The 16178-nt window shown below is 57.2% G+C and carries 15 protein-coding genes and 1 tRNA gene; 4 read left to right on the forward strand and 12 right to left on the reverse strand.

The genetic code is table 11. The features are described 5' to 3' along the window. Positions 1–50: 50 nt before the first annotated feature. Positions 51–137 (forward strand) — tRNA-Leu (locus VNZ65_RS02820). Positions 138–340: 203 nt separating this feature from the next. Then, positions 341–892 (forward strand): GNAT family protein, encoded by a 552-nt coding sequence (locus tag VNZ65_RS02825; protein ID WP_325665866.1) that lies wholly within the window; start codon positions 341–343, stop codon positions 890–892. Between the two features lie 78 nt (positions 893–970). Here the strand turns inward: VNZ65_RS02825 and VNZ65_RS02830 are convergent, their stop codons facing one another. From VNZ65_RS02830 to VNZ65_RS02840, 3 genes are all read right to left on the reverse strand, one after another. After that, positions 971–1570, reverse strand: coding sequence for a hypothetical protein (locus VNZ65_RS02830; protein WP_325665868.1), 600 nt, complete (start codon positions 1568–1570; stop codon positions 971–973). 5 nt (positions 1571–1575) lie between these two features. Then, on the reverse strand, positions 1576–3690 hold the full coding sequence (locus VNZ65_RS02835) for a hypothetical protein (protein WP_325665870.1): 2115 nt from the start codon (positions 3688–3690) through the stop codon (positions 1576–1578). 529 nt (positions 3691–4219) lie between these two features. Continuing rightward, the gene (locus tag VNZ65_RS02840; RefSeq protein WP_325665872.1) at positions 4220–4672 is read right to left on the reverse strand and encodes an Lrp/AsnC family transcriptional regulator; all 453 of its coding nucleotides are present in this window, start codon (positions 4670–4672) and stop codon (positions 4220–4222) included. 133 nt (positions 4673–4805) lie between these two features. Here VNZ65_RS02840 and VNZ65_RS02845 point away from each other — a divergent pair, with 133 nt between their 5' ends. Together VNZ65_RS02845 and VNZ65_RS02850 are read left to right on the forward strand one after the other, a co-directional pair. Further along, a complete protein-coding gene (locus VNZ65_RS02845) occupies positions 4806–5423 on the forward strand; it encodes a LysE family translocator (RefSeq protein WP_325665874.1) in 618 nt (205 codons plus the stop codon). Positions 5424–5595: 172 nt separating this feature from the next. After that, entirely contained in the window at positions 5596–6657 is a 1062-nt protein-coding gene (locus tag VNZ65_RS02850) for an acyltransferase (RefSeq protein WP_325665876.1), read from the forward strand. Positions 6658–6755: 98 nt separating this feature from the next. On the opposite strand, the gene VNZ65_RS02855 is transcribed toward VNZ65_RS02850, so the two are convergent. The 9 genes from VNZ65_RS02855 to VNZ65_RS02895 all read right to left on the reverse strand — a co-directional run bounded on the left by VNZ65_RS02855 (position 6756) and on the right by VNZ65_RS02895 (position 16175). Beyond that, the gene (locus VNZ65_RS02855; RefSeq protein ID WP_325665878.1) at positions 6756–7445 is read right to left on the reverse strand and encodes a DUF2968 domain-containing protein; all 690 of its coding nucleotides are present in this window, start codon (positions 7443–7445) and stop codon (positions 6756–6758) included. 217 nt (positions 7446–7662) lie between these two features. Further along, entirely contained in the window at positions 7663–9030 is a 1368-nt protein-coding gene (locus VNZ65_RS02860; RefSeq protein WP_325665880.1) for a sigma-54 dependent transcriptional regulator, read from the reverse strand. A gap of 11 nt (positions 9031–9041) precedes the next feature. Beyond that, a complete protein-coding gene (locus VNZ65_RS02865) occupies positions 9042–9350 on the reverse strand; it encodes a DUF4282 domain-containing protein (protein WP_325665882.1) in 309 nt (102 codons plus the stop codon). Positions 9351–9408: 58 nt separating this feature from the next. Beyond that, positions 9409–11460 (reverse strand): pilus assembly protein TadG-related protein, encoded by a 2052-nt coding sequence (locus VNZ65_RS02870; RefSeq protein ID WP_325665884.1) that lies wholly within the window; start codon positions 11458–11460, stop codon positions 9409–9411. 43 nt (positions 11461–11503) lie between these two features. Continuing rightward, the gene (locus tag VNZ65_RS02875) at positions 11504–11944 is read right to left on the reverse strand and encodes a DUF3613 domain-containing protein (protein ID WP_325665886.1); all 441 of its coding nucleotides are present in this window, start codon (positions 11942–11944) and stop codon (positions 11504–11506) included. A 49-nt stretch (positions 11945–11993) separates the two neighbouring features. Next, a complete protein-coding gene (locus VNZ65_RS02880; protein ID WP_325665888.1) occupies positions 11994–12761 on the reverse strand; it encodes a tetratricopeptide repeat protein in 768 nt (255 codons plus the stop codon). Positions 12762–12892: 131 nt separating this feature from the next. Then, complete coding sequence (locus tag VNZ65_RS02885) at positions 12893–13846, reverse strand: type II secretion system F family protein (protein WP_325665890.1); 954 nt, start codon at positions 13844–13846, stop codon at positions 12893–12895. 41 nt (positions 13847–13887) lie between these two features. Next, a complete protein-coding gene (locus tag VNZ65_RS02890; protein ID WP_325665892.1) occupies positions 13888–14817 on the reverse strand; it encodes a type II secretion system F family protein in 930 nt (309 codons plus the stop codon). Positions 14818–14819: 2 nt separating this feature from the next. Continuing rightward, positions 14820–16175, reverse strand: a complete 1356-nt coding sequence (locus VNZ65_RS02895; RefSeq protein WP_061937577.1) for a CpaF family protein — start codon at positions 16173–16175, stop codon at positions 14820–14822. Positions 16176–16178 lie beyond the last annotated feature (3 nt).

Genomic DNA, 16178 nt, shown 5'->3' on the forward strand with positions numbered 1-16178 from the left:
CAAAGGCTATTGATCGCGCCTAAGAAATCAGTCATAATAGCGGACGCGTTGCCGAGATGGCGGAATAGGTAGACGCACGGGACTCAAAATCCCGCGCTGGAGACAGCGTGCCGGTTCGATTCCGGCTCTCGGCACCATTGAATATAAGGCTCTCAACTTTGAGGGCCTTTTTTCTTTTCCACTGACATATTCCCCATATGTCCATCCTCCACGAGAGGAATCCCCCCACCCCGTTCTGCCAACAGCCCTAGAACAGGCGCCGGAACGTCGCACTATGCGCAACGAATGCTCATCGTGTACGCTGACGCCTTCACGTCACAAGCTGAGAGATAAAACAAGAATGGACATATTGCCCCTGACGACAGAACGGCTGCTGCTAAGACGCTTCGGCCGCCACGACCTGGCCGCCTTTGCCGGCTATCGCAACCAGCCCGAGGTCGCGCGTTATCAAAGCTGGTCGAGCTATTCAGCAGCGGACGCTGAAGCGTTCTTCGAGCAACAGCACGGACTAGCGTTCAATACCGGCGAGAGCTGGTTCCAGATCGCCGCCGAACGCAAAGCAGATGGCGCACTGGCGGGCGACGTCGCGGTGCATTTCTTCGACGATGGGCAGCAGGCTGAAATCGGCGTGACTTTCGATTCGCTCTATCAAAAACAAGGCTACGCCACGGAAGCGCTTTCCCGTGTCATCGCTTGCCTGTTCGACGATCTCAAGAAACACCGGATCACTGCCACCGTGGATGCCGCCAACCTGCGCGTGCAGCGGCTGCTGGAAAAGCTGGGATTCCGGCGCGAGGCGCATTTTCGGGAAAACATTTTTTTCAAGGGCGACTGGTCCGATGAATATGGCTACGCACTGCTGGCGCGCGAATGGCAGTCGTCACAGCCTTGAGAGAGCGTTGAAGTAAATACGGCTTCCAGAAATGGAAGCCGTATTGTGTCGCTCAACAGGCATGCCGCACCGGCTCTCTCAGCATGCCAGGTCTCCGCGCAAGTACCAGTCGGCACGCGGTTCGCCTTCCTGGGAAATGCCCGCCATGCCTTGCGGCAGGCGCACGGCAAGCAGGCCGAATTGCCAGCAATGCATGGCGCCATCGCGGAACTTGACGGCCTCGCCCGGCGCCACGGACAGATCGCTTTTCAAGCCCGCGATCCTGACGCCGCCGCCGGCAGCTCCGCGCAAACGGATGCCCGGCAGCAGTCCCCAGTTCAGCCCGCCGTTCGCCACCAGCGTCAGCCATGGCTCCTTGCTTTCCGCGGTACGCAACAGCAAGGATTGAAGCGGGCCTGCCGGATGCTGGGTCTGCCGCAGCGTTGCGTACTGCGCTTGCAGCTGCCGCGGCAATGCCTCCGGCCAGGGCGAGATGGTGACCATGCCCTGCCGCCCCAGGTCGAGCTGCATCTGGCCGGCCGGATTCAGCTCGGCATGCGCCAGCAGCGTTTCGGCGCTCTCTAGCGGCACACCCTCGAACTGCAGCCGGTCGCTTGCCACGCTCTGGCAGGCGCAAGCCGCCAGAGCCGCGGCCGACAGCAGCAGACCGAAGCGGTGCATCGAGATCATCATTTTCATGCCGCTTATTTCAGGTTGGTGATTTCATTCAGCAAGTGCACCGACGGCGGCTGCTCCAGTGCGATCACACCGCGCTTCCTGGTCTCGCCCAGACGCACGCCTGCCTTGGCTTCCACTGCCGCCGCCGCGACTACATGCGGATTGGCCGCCAGGATCAGCTTGCTCCAGTCGTCATTGTCCTGCATCACGGTCTGGCCGTTGATGTAGTCAAACGCATAGCTCAACGGATCCTGCAAGCCGTTCAAATTCCAATCCAGGTAGGCGCCGTTGACGCTGCCGCGGCCGATATTGTCGGCTTCCAGCAGATTGGCCTCGTCCAGGCTTTTCCCCGAGCCGTTTGAATAGTCTATCTTGAACACGGCGTTGCATGGTCCTTCAGGCAAATCGCAAAGCTTGTAGGAACCTGCCTTGGCATAGCCCGGGACCGGTGAATTGAAATCATTGTTGAAAGTGTAGTAGTAGCGCTGCAGCGGATTGCCGCCGCGAGCGTCGGCCGGCAGGCCATTCAGCTGGTACATGTAGTTCATGATGCTGAAGTAGTTCGGCTTGTAGTTCTGGTCTTCAAAACCACCGTGATGCAATCCCAGCGTATGACCGAATTCATGCATGATGGTGCCGCCCTGGAAATTGACCAGGATAGTTTGCAGCCTGGCGTTATTCGGCGCAAAGCCGGAACCGCCCAGCGTGACCAGGAATTTGTTGCCTGGGAGTTCAGCGATGCCGGACGAACCGCCGGCGCCGCTGGCAAGCTGCGAACTGGCCATCTGCATGAAGCGGAACACCGGTTTGCGGCGCACATCGAAGGAGCCGCTCGAATACTTATAGATGCTGGAACAGCCGGCATCGGGCGTGAAGTCGGCATTGGACTTGGCGGTCGAAGAAAGAATCTGCGTACATTTCTCGAAAGTGACTTTATGGCTGACGTCTCCCGACAGATTGAAGCTGGCGGCGGACACCGAACTGCTGAACAGATTGCCGACATCGAAATGAATCTTGACGTTATGCGGGCTGAACGCATCGACCACCATTTGCAAAGCGTTCTTCTGCGGCGTCACCGCGATGTCGGTGGCGCTGCTCATGTAGTTGACGTGAATGAAAATATCGCGCTGGCCCTTGCGCGCGCCGAGGCTGTATAAATCCATGCCGCCGAATTTCCCGCCCGCCACTTTGGCGGAATCCGGGATGCCGTCCTTGTCGCTGTCGATTGCATCGGCCGGCACGTCATTCGGGCCGCCTGGCGTCGAAAACGCCACCCTGCTCCAGTCGCTCTTGTTGCCGCTCACCGTGAAACTGTTGCTGAGCCTGACGATCGAACCGTCGTAGCTGTCCAGCGGATCGGGCGTGGCTACCGTCACGTAATTGGGCTTGGCGGGAAACGCGGCCACATTGTCGCCGCTCCATGCCGATGGCGTCAGCGGCGTGACCGCAGATGTGCCAAAGCGGACGAAATCCGCCGTCTTGTTGTCGCTGGCCGTCAGCAGCTCGACAAAGCCTGCGCTGTCGCTCCAGTAAGGCAGATAGGTTTTGCTGCTGCCATTGGTCACGGAAGTCGTGGAGACATAGGCGGATTTGTCGGTATTGGTCAGGAACGACATGAATTTTCCAGCGATGACGAAATAGCCGCCAGCCGGAATATCCACTTTCGGCAAATCGAAATTCATCGGCGCCGTACTGATATCTTGCGTAGCGATGTTCCATCCAGTGGCGCGCAGGCGATAGTCGCTCAGGTGAATCGCTTGCGCCGAATTATTGAAAACCTCGACCCAGCTGACGCCGTCAGTCCGACGGTAATTGGCGGCCACTTCGCTGATATACAAACCAGGCTTTGCGACAGCGGGAGCGGGACTTACCGCCGGAGTCGCTACCGTCACCGTTGGGGTCGTTGGCGCTAGTGGCGTTGCGGTAGGCGCTGGTAGCGTTGTCGCCGGTGTGATCGTTGCTGGCGTCGTTACCGCCGGCGTCGCAGTCGGCGCCGTTGCCGGCGGTGCCGCCACCGTGCTTGAAGGAGTAATGGTTGCCGGCCCGGCTTGCGGCTGCTGCGCCGCTGCCGACGAAAGCGCGGTCTGCAGGCCGGAGCTACCGTCGCTGCAAGCGCCAAGCAAGGAAGCGGAAATGACCATCGCTAAATTCGATGCGGCTTTTTTCAGCCGAACTGTTCGTAACGCATTTTTATCAATCACAGACGCCTCCAGGTAAAAGTGGAAAAACGCGATGCATGACGCATAGTCTGATGCGCCGGATTCATCACGGTCTTACCTAGATGCCCGTCCAAACGAAAAAAAGGGCCATTTTTCTGGCCCGGGACAAGCAAACACCGGCATCGAGAACGGCTCCGGATCTGCAATCGGATTGGGATAAGGGAAGCTACAAAGGAGCTGCGTCTTGCCAGCCTGGCGGGCTGTCAACATGAACAGTTGACGCCAGTGGGGTAGTGAATGTAAAGTAAACCTACCTCTTGAAAGGTAACAGTTGGAGTGGGTTATGTCCCTAACAGGGCATAACCCATTTCTTTTTCTACCTTACATATAAAACATCATGCGCTTGCCGTCCGGACCAGGTCGACCGGCTGCAAACCGCCACGCGGCGCCATTTCTTCTTATTTTCATCGAAATGCATCATGGCAGCTAGCGCCGCCGGCCGGGATTCATTTCACATTTCAGCGGGAAATTGCGCAATCGAGCGCTGCTCGATCGGCGTCGACATGACAATCGAAGTCCGCGTTTCGCCGTAATGATTGATGCTGCCGACGAAGCGTTCCAGATGGCGGATGTCCTTGGTCACGACGCGCAGGAGAAACGAGTCCTGCCCCGTCACATGCAGACATTCAAGTACTTCCGGCATGGCCCGCAACTGAGCGATCAGGCGCGCCTTGTCGGGCTGCGCGGTGGTGATGCCGATCACTGCCATGACACCGCAGCCGACGGCCTCGGCGTTGACTACCGCACGATAGCCGCTGACGATTCCCGCCTCCTCCAGCCGCTTGAGCCGCTCCGACGTGGCCGGCAGCGACAGGCCGCAATGGTCGGCAAGCGCCTTCAGCGAGATGCGGCCGTCGCTCTGAATCGCGGCCAGGATTTTCCAGCCCTTGGCATCTATTTCCATGATTAAGGATAGCAACAGCTTTGACGAGAATAATAGAGGCAATATAACAGTTCTACCTTATTTTGCTTATTCGGCTGCCGCGGCGCTCTTGAGATAATTTACATTCCAGCGTAGCTCTTGCAAGGGATGAAAAGTGGACGTCGCATTATTCATGAAGGCAGCCTTGATCGGCCTGTCGATCGCCGCACCGGTGGGACCGGTCGGCCTGCTGTGCATCCAGCGCACTATCGCCCATGGCCCGCGCATCGGTTTCGCCAGCGGGCTGGGAGCCGCCACGGCCGATGCTACCTATGGCGCCATCGGCGCCTTCGGCCTGGCCACCGTGACCAGCTACTTTGTCGCGCTGACAACGCCGCTGGCCGTGTTCGGCGCCTTGTTCCTGCTCTGGATGGGAATCAAGCTGCTGCGCGCAGCGCCGTCTGCCAGCGTCGCCAATACGGCCAACGGCGTCTTTGCCGGCAAGGCCTTCATTTCCGTGTTCCTGCTGACCCTGGCCAATCCCATGACCATCCTCTCTTTCATCGCCGTATTTGCCGCCATTGCCGGGCCTGCGGCGAGCGCACCGGCTGCGGCGGCGCTCATGGTGCTCGGGGTATTTTTCGGATCGGCGTTCTGGTGGCTGCTGCTGGCCTGCGGCGTGGCTTCGGTGCGCCACAAGATAGGGCCCGGCATCATGATCCTGGTCAACCGGATCGGCGGCTGCATCCTGCTCGGCTTTGCCGGCTGGCAGCTGTTGCGGATTGCCGGATGAGCTGCTGCGAAAACGCCATGCATCGGCCAAGGCCGCTTTACGAACACCGTTTCTGATCGCCCTTCCCCTTTACAGCCTGCTATTGAGGCCTGGGCACAGAGTTGTTACTATTACCGGCCAGGCCATCCAGCAGAAGGTTGTTTCAAATGAATCAAGCAAGTGACAAAAATACATGGGGCTGATCCGTTTTTTCTTGGCGCTATCGGTTGTCTTTTCCCACAACGGCATTCACGTACCCGGTATCGACGGCTTGTTGGCGGTCTACGCTTTCTTTGTCATCTCCGGCTTCTATATGGCCCTGGTCCTGAATGAAAAATACCAGGACAATATCGCCGGCTTTTATGGCGCGCGCTTTCTGCGCCTGTGGCCGAGTTACATCGTCGTGCTGCTAGTGGTATTGCTGCTGATCGCTCCGATGTCGAGCGCGATATACACGTCGACCTTGGCCGCCGTCTATACCTGGACAGTCAACCTCACGATGTTTTTTTACAATACGCTCGGCTGGTTTGGCATGGACAGCACGACAGGGAAGCTGGTTTTTCTTGCCACGCCTGAAGGCGGCGCCAGCGCCTTGCTCAACGCGGCGCACATGCCGCACATCTGGTCGATAGGCGAAGAAATCAGCTTCTACCTGCTTGCACCATTCATTGCCAGAAAACCGAAAGCCATCTTCGCGGTGCTGGCAATGGCGCTGCTGGTTCACGTTGCCATCATGTCGGACCTGTACCCGCTGCATCCCTTGCAGCGCTACAGCGGATTCAATACCTTCTGGCTGTTTTTGTTCGGCATGACGGCCTACCATGGCTGGAAAAAATACGGCGCCTCACTGGATCGGATGAGCCTTGCTGCCTCATGGTGTTCGGTACTCGGCGTCGGCATCAGCATCGCCTGCATCGCCGCGGCGCAGAAGCTGTGGGATCACCAGATACTGCTGTGCATCCCTTTCGCACTATTCGCCGCCTGCGTGATTCCTATGTTCCATGCCACCAGGCATAGCAAACTGGATAAATTCGTCGGCGAATTGAGCTATCCGATTTACCTTACCCATTGGCCGGTGGTCGCCTACCTGATCGTTGATCACCAGGGCAGCTGGTACTGGTCGTTTGTGATCGCTGGCATTTCGATCCTCTGTTCGATCGCGCTGTATTTCTGCGTCGATTTCCATGTCGAAAAATTCCGGCGGCGCCTGGTGAGGACAAGCTATCCGCTTGCGATCAAGCGACAAAAAATATAAGGCATGCGACAGACAAAAAAACGGGATGCGTAACTCTACGCATCCCGTTTCATTTTTACGCTACCGCCAAGCCAATGGCCCGGCGTGCAATTCACGTCTTATTTGCTGGTGGTCTTGTCCGCGCTGAAGCCGCCGTTATCCATGATGGTCTGCTGCGATTCCAGCGTACGGATACGATTCTGCAATGCACGCAATTCGCTGCGCGCGGCTTGCTGCTTGCTGCTCAGGACTTGCGCTTGCTGGCGCGCCTGTTCCTGCTGTGCGTTCACATTCTGTTCTTGCTGCTGCTGCACGACCAGGTCGTTCTGCAGCGCGCTGAGACGGGTTTCCTGGCTGGCGATCTGCTGCTCGGTGTAGGTTTTTTCAGCTTCCAGCTGAATCCGGCGGATGTCGATCGCCGCCAGTTTTTCGGTCTGGGCGACGAAGCTCTTGTAGATCTGCTCGGCCTGGGTATCGGAGGTGGTCTTGACCACGCGCCAGAAGTTCTTTTGCTGGAACAAGGCGACGTAATAAGTACGGTTGTCAGGCTTGAACAGCAGGCTGGAACCGTAATTGCCGTTGTAAGTGGTACGCAATTCACTCACGCCCTGGCTCTGCATCAGCTGCTGCAATTCGGTGATGGTGCTGTTGCCGCTGGGCGCTGCCTTAACGCTGGCGGCAGGGGTAGGAGCAACAGTAGCCGGCACTGGGCTGACGGTAGACGATTGCGCCATTGCATTGAGCGACAAGCCGGCAAAGAACAATCCCAGTCCTAAACCGCGAACCGCATTGCGTACAGTTACTTTCATCCCCTGATTCCTTCGCTAACATTAAGTTTTATTGTCGACATAAGTTGCATCATGCAGCCAATTTTATCTGCAATTTTGTTGTAACTGGGCATTGTTTTTACTTAAAATGCGATTGTTGGCTATTTTACCATCCGCATCCCTCGGATTTCCTCGCCATCAAGGCCAAAAGCCGCCTCAAAAGAAGAAAAATCCGACATTCGGACGAGCGTTGGGGGGGTTACTCAGCTTCGCCAATTGCTTCGGTATCGGCAATCTGGAACTTGCGCATTTTTTCCCACAGCACCTTGCGGCTGATGCCAAGCGCATGCGCGGTATCCTGCCGGCGCCAGCCGTTGGCGTCCAGCACCGCCAGGATCCTGCTGCGCTCCGCCATATCCCACTTCTTGCGGACCGCGGTCAGGTCATTGCCCTCCACCAGGCGCTCCATCGTGCCCAGCGTATCGAATACGCGGTCGATGCGGGTACGGTCCCAGACGCCCAGCTGGCGATAGATGATCCCGACCCGCTCGGCGACATTGCGCAGCTCGCGCACGTTGCCGGCGAATTTTGCGGCGGCGACCAGCTCCAGCAGCCATTCCGGCGGCGGCGGGATGTCTTCGTAGGTCTGCCCCAGCAAAGTGCTGAAGATCGCGATCTTGTCGGCGCTGCCGCGCTCTTCCAGGTTCGGCACGCGCAGCTCGATCACCGCCAGCCGGTAATACAGGTCGGCGCGGAACATGTCCTGCTGCACCTGCTCGCGCAGATTGCGGTTGGTCGCCGCCACCAGCCGGAAATCCAGCTTGACCTCGGTTTGCGATCCCAGCCGGGTCACCGTGCTCTGTTCCAGCACGCGCAACAATTTGACCTGCTGGTACAACGGCAGGTCGCCGATTTCATCGAGGAACAGGGTGCCGCCGTCGGCCTGCTCGAAATAACCTTTGTGGGCCAGCAAGGCGCCGGTAAACGCACCTTTGGCATGGCCGAAAAACAGCGACTCGAACAAACCGTCCGGAATGGCGCCGCAGTTGACCGCGACAAACGGCCCGTGGCGATAACGGCCGTGGCGCTGATGCAGCAGCTGGGCGATGCGCTCTTTGCCGACGCCGGTCTCGCCCATGATCAGCACGCTCGATTCGCAATCGGCGAACGCCTCGGCTTCCGCCACCAGCGTCTGCATCGATTCCGATTGCGCGATCAGCGGTTGCGGCATGCGGTCGGCACTGGCGCTGGCGTGCAGCTCGGAAGCCAGGCGGAACACCAGCTTGCGCAATTCAGCGCAGGTGAAATCCAGCATCAGGATATGCGAATACTCGACCGGATAGATGCGCGGATTGGCAGCCCGCCCCACCTCCGCCACCCAGATCACCGGCATGCCATGCGATTTCTGCCAGGCGTCGGCGGAAAACTCAGAGTGCTCGATCACGGTCACGGAAATCACGGCGATCGAAGGCCGCGACGACACCTGGTCGCGCGTTACAGGAAGACCGTCGGCACGGATCACCTCGATATCAAAGCTCGCCAGGCACAGCGAAATACGGTCGGCAATATCGGAATTGCCTTCCCATATGTAGATATCGAGACTTTCTTGCAAAGGCTTGTTTTGCATGGTCATCTCTTTCAGTCACTCTCAGGCAGCGCAGGCCGGATGATTGCCGGCGCCGGCGCCTGGCGCGCCATCAGGTCGCGGATTTCAACCAGTCGTTCGTAGATATTGAATGCCAGGATCCAGAGCTCGCTGACCAAGCGCCAGATCAGCAGGGACAGCAGCAAGGCGACCAGGGTCAGCAGCATGCGGCCGATACCCTCGCTGCTGGCATTGACGAAACTGGTGGCGCCGGCGACCAGGATCGCCACTATGCCGATCCAATAGATCAACTTGATCAGGACGGGTGCGATGAAGCGCTCGAATCCCAACAAATAAGCCATCCTGGCCACTCCTTGCTGCTTGTTCGTCATAGTGAGATTGTTTTACATATCCATTTGATTAATAAACCAGCTTGACGCTGGTGCCGCCGCAATTCAGATCTAAAAGGCTGACGTCAACCGTGCCCAGCTGGACGCCAAGTACGTTGCTCAAAAGCGTCGCCAGAGCGCCGCCTAAGGCATTCAAAATAGGCTGCAGCAGATTGACCACAATACCCAAGAGCGAGACAAGCGCATTTGAAACGCTAGTTCCGCCGCTGTTCTGGCTTCCTGCCAGTTGAGTTGACAATATGCATTGGCTATTTCCAAGGCATAGAAGACCACTGACAAGTTGTCCAACGCTAGAAAGTACATTGCCGACCAATCCTCCTAAACTGTTAAGAAGACCGGCAACCGGATTAGAGGCGAGTGTATTCAGCGAAGTCAGGCCGCTAGTGACAGTGTTCTGCGCAACGGTCAGATTTTGATGGACACTACTCAATAGACTCGTCGCTAAATTATTGTTGTTGACAGAGTTGGTACTTGGGTTTCCCAGCAAATTGCCAATTAAAGCACCAAGCAAAGCATTAAACACATTGGTCACGGTAGTACCAATCTGCAAATTATTGCTACCGGTAGTCGCAGTCTGTCCTTTACTCAAAAGCACATTGCTATTATTCGGCAATCCCGGAATGGAAATTGGGCTGTTGATCAAAGATATACCAAGAACCTGGACCATATTTGGAGCGGCAGTCAAATTCGCGCTACAAGCTCCATTCGTTGAAAACGCAGCGCTTTCATTCAAATTGCCTACACATACACTCAATATAGGGGCTTGCACCGAAATATATGCTCTGTCGTTGCCGCTACTATCTCTGTCAGCTATGTTGCACATTCTCTGCACCGTCCCCAAGCCGTTGACAACGTCAATAACAATAGGCAAATTAACATGGAGCAAAGGCGGTAAATCGAGCGGTCCAATAGTGGTATATAGCCGCACCTGCGCTGTAAAAGCAGTCGTATTAACCCCGCCAATACCAATCGACGGCGGCTCGACGATGCCAATTTGGGTGTTTAACACATTAGGAACAGAGACAGTCCCGGCTATGGCGTGATTACCGTTAGCAACCCCAATAGCGGTGCTGACAATATCCAGTGCACTCACATTTGCATTCAGCGCAGACTGGCCATCTGCTGCGTTGATCAACGTGAACAGCCCGCCCTGCCCGCCAGGAACCGACAGAAGCCGCACCGGCAAGCTGAGCTGCCCGACGGTAAGTCCAAGCGCGCTGATCAGATTCTGCTGGCTGCCTACAATCGAAACGGCTCCAAGCAAAGCTTGCAGCGTGCATATTCCGTTGCTGCAGCCGGTAGTATTCGCATTCAGTAACTGTGTGATAGTCCCTACGCTGGCATGTAGCGGAATTTCAAAGCCAAGTGCTTTTAACAAGCCATTTGGGGTCACCGATACGTTGGCCAAACCGTTGTAGGTAACCAGAGAAGTACCGTTAAGGTTGAGCCCCAGCGCTGACAGAAAATTCGGAACGACTCCACCTTTGATTTTTAATAAATTCGATCCGACCGAGAACGCCGCATAGGGATCGCTAGCCGATCCAATCGCCTGCGCGCTCAGCGTACGCATTCCCAATCCAAAAAAGGCGGGTACGTTCTGTGTAAGAAGCACCCGAACCGAATTCAATGCCGCTCCGGCAATCGGCGGGGCAAAGTAGCTGGGCGCCGAGGCAGCATTGGCTATCGGGTCCCAGCGACCGCAGGTAACGGTGATCGTATTCGCCATCGTATTCGGCGCCGCCGTCGAAAAGCCGTTGGTCCGAGCATTGCCTATCGCGGCCAGTACCGGTCCATCGCCTGCTGAACATGTCGTTGGATTCCCACTCAGCGGCGTGCTGACAAGCTGCTGAGTGCCGGCCAGTGCCGCCAGATCCGCCGCTTTCTGCAAATTCCTTTTCATGTAGAACATGTAGCCGATATCTATCGACGAGAACAGGATAATGACAATTGACAGAAAGATCGCCGCCATCACGGCCACGGAACCGCGTCGTCGATGCATCGCATCCCGGCACTGGCCAGCGGATGAAAGACGTTCGGCAATGTGCTCCAGACGTGGGTTCATGATAGGTTGACGACAGTTTGCTGTCGCTGTCCGCGTTAGGTAATTAATTTGACTGCTTCTTGGTTACTTTATTCTCATAAAACTCTGGCAGCGGATGTTTGAAACTATCCAGGTAGCGCTGCCAGCTGACGTCCGCCGTTGCACCCAGCATCGGCAGGCGCGCGCCGGCGACACGGCCGTCCGCCTGTGCCTGCAACAGCGTGTGTGTAACGTCGCCGATACGGACTCTGGCATATCGCTCCGGGGGCGTTGCTGCGGATGACGATTGATCGGGCACAGCAGCGCTTGCTGCTGCCTGTTGGTAACTGGCACTTGGCGTGCTGGTAACCGGCGCGGCGGTATTTACATTAGAAACAGGTTCTTGCAAAAGCGTACCGGTGAGCGGCGTCATGTTTTGCGCGTACACCTCCGACATTGCGGCTGCCGCCAGCAGTATCGACCCTGCGAGAAAGAACCGCTGAAAAAAAATCCCTTGCGCTTTCATTTTCTACCTCTTGAGCAAAAATTTAACTGCATGACGATCTTGTCGTGGCTCACCCGCCGTTACCGAAGCGGTCCATCATCGATTGAAACGGCATTGCCGGCAACGGCACCGGGCTCACGCTTTTAGCTGTTGGCACGACGCTACCGTTCACACCGGCTTTAGCGGAGTCGCCAGCTTGAAACGTCACCACCGCCGGCTGCCGCTGGCCGATCTCTGTCGCCAGGCCATATACCCTGGTGCGGCTTTCCGGCGGCAAGCCAGCCTTATCCATGACCTGGCGTGCCTTGTCAGGCTCGCCTGAGACAAGCAGCAGCAAAGCCAGATTCCCAATCATCTTGCGATTGTCCGGCGCCAGCTCCGCCGCCTGCGCCAGCGGGACTCGCGCGCCGGCGACATCGCCGCTGCGCAACATGGCATAGCCAAGATCGCTCAATATCACCGGATTGGTTGGTTCTCGTTTACCAGCTTCGCGCAGCGCAGTCACCGCGGCCGGATAGTCCCCATTCTGTGCCGCCAGCAAACCCAGGCCATGCCAGGCCGCACCCGCTTCGGCCGAATTCAGCAACTTGCGGTAGGCAGCATCTGCAGCCGCACTCTGTCGGGTTTCACGCAGCGCATCCGCACGCAGGCGTTGCAGCTCCGGTGTGCTGCCATTTTTCTGTTCGTAGGCATCGATATGCGCCAGCGATGCGAAATACCTTCCTTCATCCTGCATTTGCAGGATCAAATCCAGATACATGCCCTTATTGTCAGGTGTCGGCACTTTTTCCTCGGCCTGCTGGCGCAGTTGAGCAGCCTCGTTTTGTTGCGCATACATTTTTGCCGCATCGCTGGCGCAACCGCTCAAAGCCGCTGAACAAAGCACAATGGCGCAAGGAAATATCCAGGGTTCGAAATAACGTCCTCTTGATGCAATATTCCTTGCACCTGACGTTCTGCTAAAAAAAGTCATCCAGGCACTCCCATTTTCGACAGGGCGCGTATCACTGCAAGAAAGCCCACCCCGCCGGTAATTACCAATAGTCCCGGCAGCAAGGTCAGGACCATGACCCCGGTCATCTTCACTGTCAATTTCCCGATCTTTTCCCGCATGTCCAGCTTGCGCTGTTCACGGACCCGTTCGCTGAACTGCTTGAGCGGCTCTTGCACCGCTCCGCCATGATGTTCCACCTGTACCAGGAGGCGTGACACGGCATGCAGGTCCTCATTGTCGAATATCGTGGAAAAGCGCCGCATCGACTGTTCCCGGCTGCGTCCGGTACTGTATTGACGACCCGCGATGGCCAGTTCTTCACCCAATACTTTCAAGACACTTCTGAATTCGTTTTCAATCACATGCAGGCTTTGGTCAACCGACAATCCCACCCCCTGCAGCAAGCGCAGCAGGTCGATCAACAAAGGCAATTCCTCCGCAGCCTGGCGCTGACGCTTTCTGGCCGAACTCTGCATTACCCACTTTGGCAGCATATATCCCAGGGCGAAGCCAACAAAAAGAATCAGCAATATCGAAAAAAAACCATTTTCAAAAAACAGCAAGCCGAACAGCGGCAAACTGATAGCCAGCACCACCCGTACTGCTAAAAACAGCGCTTTCCCTCGCATATCGTTGACACCGCACTGGTCCAGCAGATGCCGGTCATCCTCTGCCACCAGCGCCCTGCCTACAGGCGTATCCAGCCAATTTGCACTGAACGCAATCAACCATTCTCGCCAGCCCAGTTGAGTGACAACAGCGCCAGGCATCGCCGCAGGCCGATCATGCGACGCGATTTTTTCATCGACCGTCTCCAGATTGCGCTGCAGACGCCGGGCCCTGGCAAGCAGCGCGACCCCAATCAGCAACAGGGCAGCTGCAAACAGCAGGACAGCCAGGATGATCAGCATGTGTTGTGTCTTGTCCACTTTATTTCCGCCTCAGATAACACCAAACGCCGGCCACACGGCTAAATCGATTTCGCCAGCCGATACAGGAAGTAGCCGCCAACTATTTCAAGCACCACTGCACCCAGCAGCATTTTTTTACCTACCGGGTCTTGCCACATGCCGACAAACATATTGTTATTAAAGATGATCAGAAAGATGCCAATGGCGATCGGCAAGATTCCCATGATCCAGGCTGACAAGCGGATTTCCGCCGACAAGGAAGCCATCTCATTCTGCGCATGCTCGAGGTCGCGCATGAATGCCGCCATGCGTTCCAGGACCAGATCAGAGCGACCGCCAAACCGAGAAGAAACGCCGATTACGGCGGCGACAAGATCGAGCTCCTTGAATTTGTAGATTGCTGCCTGCTGGCGCAATGCGTGCTCCAGATCGACACCGGCCTGCACCTGCCTGTTGGCGCGATCCAGAATAACCCGCAGCGGTCCCTCGGTATTGCCAATACCTGTCTGGAATGCGGCGCCAATGCTGTTGCCTATCGTAACCAGACGCACCAGGGTATCCAGGAATCCCGGCAACTGTCTGATCAGGGTGCGTTGCATTTTTGAGGTCCTCAGCCAGAAATAAAACACCACCAGCATGGCATATAACAATGCCGTCCCCAATGCCGACAGCCAGCCGCCAAGTATCAAGGCCAGCAACACCAATGCAATACCCGGCACTATCAGCTGCACATACAATTTTCCGCTGGGATGCTGGATCCCGGCGCGCAAAAAGAAATTGCGCAACGCTTCTGACGGCACACGCGGCTGCTGCGATACCTGCTCCGCGTTTTGCGGCTGTTGCTGGGGCGGCTGCAAGCCCTGAATCTGCCGATCCACGAACGCAGCGCTGACGTCTTGCTGTGTCCGGTGCTGCGCGCGCTGCCAAAGCCATAGCGCGCTGCCGGTCAGCAGCAGGGCGGCGGCAAGCAGCCAGAGCGCGATATGCATGGCTAGCGCCTCCCCGCCTGGCCGCTGGTGCTGGAACCGGGACCGCCGGTATTCGGGCTACCGCTGCTTTGCTGTCCGAGCTGGCGTTGCCGCTGCAGCTTCGGCGCGTGCGGAAAGATTCCCAGAGAAATCCAGCGATCCGCTTCTTCCCCATCCGGGCCGATAAAACTCTCGTGCCGATACAGTTCCTGCAGGGTGATGATGTTGTCGCCCATACCGGTGACCTCGGTGATCGAAACAATGCGGCGGCGGCCGTTGGAGAGCCGGCCGATCTGCACGATGAAATCGAGGGCGCCGGCGATCTGCCGCCTGAGGCTGCTTTCGCTGCCCTGGAAACCGGCAAAGCCGGCCAGCATTTCAATCCGGTACAAACATTCACGCGGCGTATTGGCGTGGATGGTTCCCATCGAACCGTCGTGGCCGGTGTTCATCGCCTGCAGCATTTCCAGCACTTCGGCGCCGCGCACTTCACCTACGATGATGCGGTCAGGCCGCATGCGCAGGCTGTTGCGTATCAGGTCGCGGATGCTGACAGCGCCGGCGCCTTCAAAACCGCCCAGACGCGATTCCAGCCGTACCACGTGCGGATGGTTGAGTGACAGTTCTGCGGTATCTTCAACCGTCACCACCCGTTCTTTTTCCGGAATAAAAAAGGCCAGTGCATTGAGCAGAGAGGTTTTCCCGGAGCTGGTCCCGCCCGACACCAGAATATTGCAACGGGCCTTGACGGCGTTATCCAGCAGCGTGTAGATCTCGTCATTCATGGTGCCGAGATTAAGCAGATCGGTAGGTTTCAGCGGCTCCTTGCGGAATTTGCGGATCGACACCATCGGACCGTCCACTGACAGCGGTTCGATGACGACGTTCAAGCGGCCGCCATCCGGCAGGCGCGCATCGACCATCGGGTTCGATTCGTCCAGGCGGCGGCCCAGCGGCGCCAGGATCCGCCTGACGATACGCAGCAAGTGCGCATTGTCGGTAAAGCGCAGGGTCTCGCGCTGCAGGATGCCGTGGCGCGAGACAAATACGTCGTTATAGCCGTTGATCAGGATGTCTTCGACCGTCACGTCCGCCAGCAGATCTTCCAGCGGCCCCAGTCCCGCCAGTTCCTTGGTCAGGGCATCGGCAATCTGCCGTACTTCCGATTCATTCAGAGGGATGCGTTGCAGGCGCACGAAGCCATCGACATCCAGATTGACGAATTGCTGGATCGCGCTGCGCGACCAGCGTCCGAACTCCGCGCCCAGTTCTTCGATCCGCGTCAGTAGATGATCGTAGGCCGCCGTCTTGATATCCTGGAATTCCTGGGTATTCGAGAAGGTCTGGTCGTCATCCGCAAATTCAATCTGGTTACTCACGTT

It is taken from the genome of Collimonas sp., from assembly GCF_035566555.1.
Taxonomy (GTDB): Bacteria; Pseudomonadota; Gammaproteobacteria; order Burkholderiales; family Burkholderiaceae_D; genus Collimonas.

Bases quoted from the DNA above. Each gene is read 5' to 3' on its own strand.
- VNZ65_RS02870 (WP_325665884.1), bottom strand. From the start codon at position 11,460: ATGAACCCACGTCTGGAGCACATTGCCGAACGTCTTTCATCCGCTGGC.
- VNZ65_RS02880 (WP_325665888.1), bottom strand. From the start codon at position 12,761: ATGTATGCGCAACAAAACGAGGCTGCTCAACTGCGCCAGCAGGCCGAG.
- VNZ65_RS02850 (WP_325665876.1), top strand. From the start codon at position 5,596: ATGGGGCTGATCCGTTTTTTCTTGGCGCTATCGGTTGTCTTTTCCCAC.
- VNZ65_RS02860 (WP_325665880.1), bottom strand. From the start codon at position 9,030: ATGCAAAACAAGCCTTTGCAAGAAAGTCTCGATATCTACATATGGGAA.
- VNZ65_RS02835 (WP_325665870.1), bottom strand. From the start codon at position 3,690: ATGGTCATTTCCGCTTCCTTGCTTGGCGCTTGCAGCGACGGTAGCTCC.
- VNZ65_RS02830 (WP_325665868.1), bottom strand. From the start codon at position 1,570: ATGAAAATGATGATCTCGATGCACCGCTTCGGTCTGCTGCTGTCGGCC.
- VNZ65_RS02840 (WP_325665872.1), bottom strand. From the start codon at position 4,672: ATGGAAATAGATGCCAAGGGCTGGAAAATCCTGGCCGCGATTCAGAGC.
- VNZ65_RS02875 (WP_325665886.1), bottom strand. From the start codon at position 11,944: ATGAAAGCGCAAGGGATTTTTTTTCAGCGGTTCTTTCTCGCAGGGTCG.
- VNZ65_RS02855 (WP_325665878.1), bottom strand. From the start codon at position 7,445: ATGAAAGTAACTGTACGCAATGCGGTTCGCGGTTTAGGACTGGGATTG.
- VNZ65_RS02865 (WP_325665882.1), bottom strand. From the start codon at position 9,350: ATGGCTTATTTGTTGGGATTCGAGCGCTTCATCGCACCCGTCCTGATC.
- VNZ65_RS02890 (WP_325665892.1), bottom strand. From the start codon at position 14,817: ATGCATATCGCGCTCTGGCTGCTTGCCGCCGCCCTGCTGCTGACCGGC.
- VNZ65_RS02825 (WP_325665866.1), top strand. From the start codon at position 341: ATGGACATATTGCCCCTGACGACAGAACGGCTGCTGCTAAGACGCTTC.